Below are 6,038 nucleotides of genomic sequence, written 5' to 3' on the forward strand. Positions count from 1 at the left end.
CCTTAAACACATTTGATATGAAACGAATACTGCTTCCTACTGATTTTTCCAAAAATGCGTATAACGCCATAGAATATGCGGTGCAACTTTTTGAGCAAGAAGCCTGCGAGTTTAGCTTGTTACATACCTATTCACCACTTATTGTCCCTGCTCATCCTGTTTTGGATAGCTATTCTGTTTTGAAAATGCAGAAAATGGCTCAGGAAAATGCGGAAAAAAATCTTGAAGACCTGGTTGATAAGATAACCAACAGGTTTAACAACCAAAAGCATTCCTTTCAAACACACGCATCATTTAATTTGCTCACTGAGGAGATGAAAAATTGTGTACAGGAGAAATCTATTGATTTGGTAGTGATGGGTACTCAGGGCGCAACCGGAGCCAAAGAGATTTTTTTGGGAACTGAAACTATGGATGCCATCAAAAAGATGAAGTGTCCCGTGCTGGCAGTGCCTGAAGGTTTTACGTATGAAAATCCCAGGGAGATATTATTTCCAACAGATTTTGAACTGGACACATCAAATAAATACCTGTCGCTCTTGCGATACATCTGTGAAACTCATGGTTCCAGAATTCATATGCTCAATGCGTATTATGGCAATCCGCTAAGTGTATCACAGGAAGAGAGAAAACAATTTTTAGATAACTTTTTTATCGAGAATGTGCACCTTTTCCATATTGCCGAAAACACAGAGGTCATTGCAGCCATAGAGCAGTTTCAGCTGAAGCATAAAATAAACCTGCTCGTAATGGTGCACAATAAGCATAATCTGCTTGAAAATATACTTTTCAGACCCATCATCAATCAGGTCGCATACCACACCCATGTTCCGTTTTTAGTAATTCCTTCTGTTGAAAGGCAATAATACCTGAACCGGCAGGAAGCAAAACCGAAGAAGACCTTCGACTTGCTTATACCGGTCCGGTTTTGACCGTAATCTCAAATAAGTGTCGCGCTCAATACTTACAAAATCAATTCAAAATGAAAAAGAAAATAGCAATACTCACAGATTTTTCAAGCAATGCCTGGAATACCTTACACTATGCCGGTCAACTCTATAAAAGTGAAGAAGTTGATTTTTACATTATAAATGCCTTTATGGTAGACAGCTATGCAACAGACAGCATGATGGTGCCAGAACCGGGTGAAAAATACTACGATATTGCCAGGAACCGGTCTGAAGAAGGGCTCAGGGCATTACAAACGCAACTGGAAGAACTGGAGGTGTCCTCAAATCATAATTACTTTACCGAGTCTGTTTTTAACGAGCCATTAGAAGCTATAAAACAGATTATCGCAGATAAGGATATTGAATTAGTCATTATCGGAAATAAGGGTCAAACAGATGATCAGCGTATTTTTTTAGGCAGCAACTGCATTCAGTTTATGGAGCATATACGCAACTGTCCGGTGCTTATGATCCCAAATACAGTAACTTTTACGATTCCTAATGAAATCGTTTTCCCGACCAGTTTTAAAACTCATTTCAAAAGAAGGGAACTCCTACACCTTCAGGAAATAGCAAGAATCACCAAAGCCCCAATTAGGGTTTTGCATATTAATGAAGCCAGTAAATTGTCACAGGAGCAATTGGAAAAGAAGGAGCTTTTGCAGGAATGTTTTGAAGATCTCCAATATAGTTTTCACTATTTGGACCAGGTTGATGTCATAACAGGGCTCAATATCTTCACGCAAAGCAGAAACAGTGGCATGATTGCCTTTATAAATAAAAAGCACCGCTTCTTTGGGTTTGTTTTTTCAAAACCCATGGTTAAGGATTTAGGATACACAGCCAGAGTTCCGGTGCTCGTTATGCACGACTTTAGAAACTAATACGATTAGGATGGGCAAAGAGAATCTTCAAATCATAAAGTCTTCTGGCGAAAAGGTACATTTTTCACTGCCAAAACTCAAGGCAAGCCTGAGACGTAGCGGAGCCGATGAGGCAACCGTTAATACCATCATAGACAGGGTGCGCGATGAATGGTATCAGGATATTACAACCAACGAGATTTACAATAGGGCCTATGCTCTTTTAAAAAAAAGCAAACCTATCTACGCCTCAAAATACAAACTTAAAAAGGCAATCTTTGAGTTGGGACCAACAACGCGTGCAGATTCGATCTCAGAACAATTCAAATAGGTTAAACTGTGTTTGCAGAAGAGTTTAACTACCAAAACCCGAAAAATTAACAAGTATTGTAAACTATAAAAACGGCATCAGTGCGCTGGAGTACAGCTCTACACTTGCAGTTGAGGATTGGGATTTTACCTGGTGAGGGATTTATCCTGTTTGGGTAAAACAGGATTTTTGGGGATTGTATTCCCCAAATATGCATATATTTGGGGAATATAATCCCCGAATATGATTAAAAGGAGTTTAGAAGAAAAGATTGAAAAGCGCTTTGGTACCGGTAAGGCGATCCTTTTAATAGGCCCCAGGCAGGTAGGTAAAACGACACTATTTAATAAGCTGCTGGAGGATAAAGAATACCTGTTTTTAAATGGGGATGATCCTACCGTTCGTAAACTGCTTTCAAATCCCAATTTAGAGCAGCTTAAAAACATCATAGGCAATTACAGGATTGTTTTTATAGATGAGGCGCAGCGCATTGATAATATAGGACTCACATTAAAACTTATTACCGATCAGATCAAAGCTGTTCAATTGCTGGTGAGTGGCTCCTCTGCTTTTGAATTGAATAATCATACACAAGAACCACTTACGGGCAGAAAATGGGAATACCAGCTCTATCCCATATCCTGGGCAGAATTTGAATCACATGTAGGCTATTTAAAAGCTGAACAGCAATTGGAATTACGGGTGGTTTACGGGATGTACCCAGACGTGATTACTAATTTTGGAGAAGAAAAGGAGATTCTAAAACAACTCACCGATAGTTATTTATATAAAGATATTTTAAGCTATGGAGGCATTCGTAAACCCGAAATATTAGAGAAACTTCTAAGAGCATTAGCCTTTCAAATAGGTAGCGAAGTAAGTTATAACGAACTGGCTCAATTGTTAGGTATTGATAAAAAAACAGTAGCTACCTATATAGATGTATTATGCCAGGCATACGTTATTTTTAAACTCCCCAGTTTCAGTAAAAACCTGCGAAACGAAATCAAAACCAATCAAAAAATCTATTTCTACGACACCGGGGTTCGCAATATGATCATCGGTGATTTAAATCCTATAGATATTCGCCAGGATAAAGGGAATCTTTGGGAGAATTTTTTAATTGCCGAACGTTTAAAGCAGAATGCCTATACGGGTTCATTAGCCAAAGGCTATTTTTGGAGAACAGTATCACAACAGGAGATTGATTACGTCGAAGAAGAGGCAGGAAAATTAAAAGCTTTTGAAATGAAATGGAATCCTAATACTAAAGTAAAACTCCCAAAGGCTTTTATAGAAGCCTACAACGCAGAAATAACCGCGATTAATAGAACTAATTTTAGAGAATTTTTAAATAGCATTAAAAGGTGAAATAATTCAATTATAGAGTTTTTTAAAATATATTACCTAAAAAATATAAATAGGAAAAATACATTTTAAATTTTGATCGATTTTACAATCTAGAGCTTCTGGATTGATAAAAAGTAAATATGGGAATATTAGGATATTCTAAACAAACGATGAAAAATCAATTTTAAAGAAATAAGTTACATTACACTTCCCATGGATCTAAAAACTCTTTTCCGATTTCTTTTTAATATTAAAAGAAAGGTTAGCAATGAAGACACATTTAGTCATGATATGAGTAAAGAAACTATAAATAACGAGAACATTATTGAAATAAGTTCCATAAATCTGGTTTCTTCAAAAAGAGTTGAAAAAAGAGATATGATGTTTTTTAGTAAAAAAGCTATTATTCTTGACGACAAAAAATACTATGTTCTTAAAAATAATGTTTTTGAAAATATTTTATTTGTTCGAGCTGTTGCCAAAAATATAGTTTTTCAAAATGTAGATTTCTCTAAGTGTATTTTCGAAAATTCATATTTACGTGATTCTAGATTTATAAGATGTAATTTTGAAGGAGCCAAGTTTGTTAGCTGTAATTTGCAAGGTTCGTATTTTGAAGATAGTAAGCTTGATTATGTAATTTTTGAGAAGACATTTATAGACGATGAGATTTTTGAATGTGCTCCTAAACGAGATAATTTAAAGTATAAATTCGCAAGATCTCTTAAATTAAATTACGCGTCAATAGGTGATTATGTTAAGGCATCAAAAGCGGTTAGCATTGAATTGGAGGCAACAAAAAGCCATTTAAAAGATAGTTGGCTATCTGGCGATGAATACTACAGAAAAAAATACGGAGGTCCTAAACGTAAAATTGAACAATTTTGGAAATGGACGAAAGTAAGTATTTTAGATTTTATTTGGGGTAATGGTGAGAGTTTGTGGAGGTTAATTAGATTTAATCTTTATATTTTTGGAGTCCTAACTGCCTATCATATTTTAAAAAAATCCACAACAGATGCTTTTGAAATATTGAACATTTTTTTCATTAAAATTCCTAGCAATTATTTTGGATTACTTGTGACTAATTCAAATGACAAAAATTATTTTGAATACTACCCAGAAGCGTTGACTTTATCTTTGGTTATAATTAGATTAATATGTTTTGGATTACTAATGTCTATTATAATTAAAAAGTATAATAGGCGATGAAAGATATTTATATTTTTGGTTCAATAGTCAGGGGGGAAGTAGACCAATATTCTGATATAGATTTGTTAATGGTAACAAGTGAAGCTGTATATAATATTGACCTTAATAAATATTCTATTTATACTCCTGAAAGGATCAAAGAACTGTATATAGAAGGAAATCCATTTGCTTGGCATTTATATTACGAATCTAAATTGGTATATACATCAGGAGCAAATTTATTAGAGAATTTAGGAAAGCCCTCAAATTATGTTAATTGCAAAACCGATTTGCTGAAGTTTAAAAATTTATTCGAAGCTAGTATTACTTCAATTATAAAAAATAGATTTTCTATAATTTTTGATTTAGCAATGGTATTTTTAGCTCTTAGGAATTTTGCTACTTGTTATACGTTAGGTAATTATACTAAACCAGTATTCAGCAGGCAGTCTTTTGAAAAATTAGATGACTATCCGTTGATATTAGATTCAAGGGTTAAAGAGATGTTAATGATGTCAAGAATCAGTTCAATTAGAGGGATTAATTATCAAATTAATGATGAATTATTAAATTTATTTTTATCTGACATAGAAAGAATAAATAAATGGTTCTTAACGGTTTTAAAAATTTATGAAAGCAGAGTTTAACAGCAGGGTAGATTTACAAAGAGAAGTTATTAAAATAATTAATAAAGAGTCTTTTAAATATCAATTGTCTGGTTTATCTAAACCAGCAATTGAAAGCTGGTATTTGAATAATAGTATTGGAAACAATCAATTAAAAGAAAAATTATTTTTGATTTCGAAGAAGCTTTTTTTTATCGCAAATAAAAGTCAAGATCAAATTACAGAAGAATATAAGAAGCTTCAAGTAAGTATTAGAAAAAATATTGAAGAACTAAAAATTCTTTTAGTTCAATTTTTTTAATTGATGAAAATTAATTTTAAACCTTTGATTTTAGAGTTTTTTGGATAGAACTTTTGCAGCATTAATTATTTAGCTCTCGCTAATCTTTCTGTTTTTCATAGTGTCAGTGTGAATTTAAAACTGTCACGTTTTTAGGGAAGCCCACAGGATAGCATCCGGTATAAAGAAGTATTAAGTGTAATCCATAAAAATAAAGCCCCGTCATCACTTCGATAACGGGGCTTTTTGCGGAGAAATAGGGATTTTGTTGGATCATTCTCAAAAGTTGTGTGTGAATTGAATGAATAGTTTGATTTTTGTTTTCTAAACAGGAGGCATTGGACGCATATATAGATTTACTTAAGATTTTATTACCAGAATTATTGATTACCCATTTTAACCTTACCGGTCATCAAACAGAGGGAGATATACTGCACCTGCATTTTGAAGAAAAAGCAGAGGTCCCTA

General features: G+C 33.8%; 7 protein-coding genes. All 7 read left to right on the forward strand.

Annotated elements, in window-relative coordinates; translation table 11 throughout:
• Positions 1–17 precede the first annotated feature (17 nt).
• The 7 genes from LLW17_RS14630 (at position 18) to LLW17_RS14660 (ending at position 5,591) form a co-directional block, all read left to right on the forward strand.
• Positions 18–866, forward strand: a complete 849-nt coding sequence (locus LLW17_RS14630; protein ID WP_228231037.1) for a universal stress protein — start codon at positions 18–20, stop codon at positions 864–866.
• A 116-nt stretch (positions 867–982) separates the two neighbouring features.
• Entirely contained in the window at positions 983–1,834 is an 852-nt protein-coding gene (locus LLW17_RS14635) for a universal stress protein (protein ID WP_228231038.1), read from the forward strand.
• Between the two features lie 10 nt (positions 1,835–1,844).
• On the forward strand, positions 1,845–2,144 hold the full coding sequence (locus LLW17_RS14640) for an ATP cone domain-containing protein (RefSeq protein ID WP_350355214.1): 300 nt from the start codon (positions 1,845–1,847) through the stop codon (positions 2,142–2,144).
• Positions 2,145–2,366: 222 nt separating this feature from the next.
• A complete protein-coding gene (locus tag LLW17_RS14645; RefSeq protein WP_228231039.1) occupies positions 2,367–3,494 on the forward strand; it encodes an ATP-binding protein in 1,128 nt (375 codons plus the stop codon).
• Between the two features lie 270 nt (positions 3,495–3,764).
• The gene (locus LLW17_RS14650) at positions 3,765–4,685 is read left to right on the forward strand and encodes a pentapeptide repeat-containing protein (protein WP_228231040.1); all 921 of its coding nucleotides are present in this window, start codon (positions 3,765–3,767) and stop codon (positions 4,683–4,685) included.
• Positions 4,682–5,311 carry a nucleotidyltransferase domain-containing protein gene (locus LLW17_RS14655; protein ID WP_228231041.1) on the forward strand — a complete coding sequence of 210 codons (630 nt, stop codon included), beginning with the start codon at positions 4,682–4,684 and terminating at the stop codon, positions 5,309–5,311. Before LLW17_RS14650 ends, LLW17_RS14655 begins: the two co-directional genes overlap by 4 nt.
• On the forward strand, positions 5,295–5,591 hold the full coding sequence (locus LLW17_RS14660) for a hypothetical protein (RefSeq protein WP_228231042.1): 297 nt from the start codon (positions 5,295–5,297) through the stop codon (positions 5,589–5,591). Before LLW17_RS14655 ends, LLW17_RS14660 begins: the two co-directional genes overlap by 17 nt.
• The last annotated feature ends 447 nt before the right edge of the window (positions 5,592–6,038 follow it).

Origin of the sequence: Leeuwenhoekiella parthenopeia (assembly GCF_020782115.1) — a bacterium.
GTDB lineage: Bacteria > Bacteroidota > Bacteroidia > Flavobacteriales > Flavobacteriaceae > Leeuwenhoekiella > Leeuwenhoekiella parthenopeia.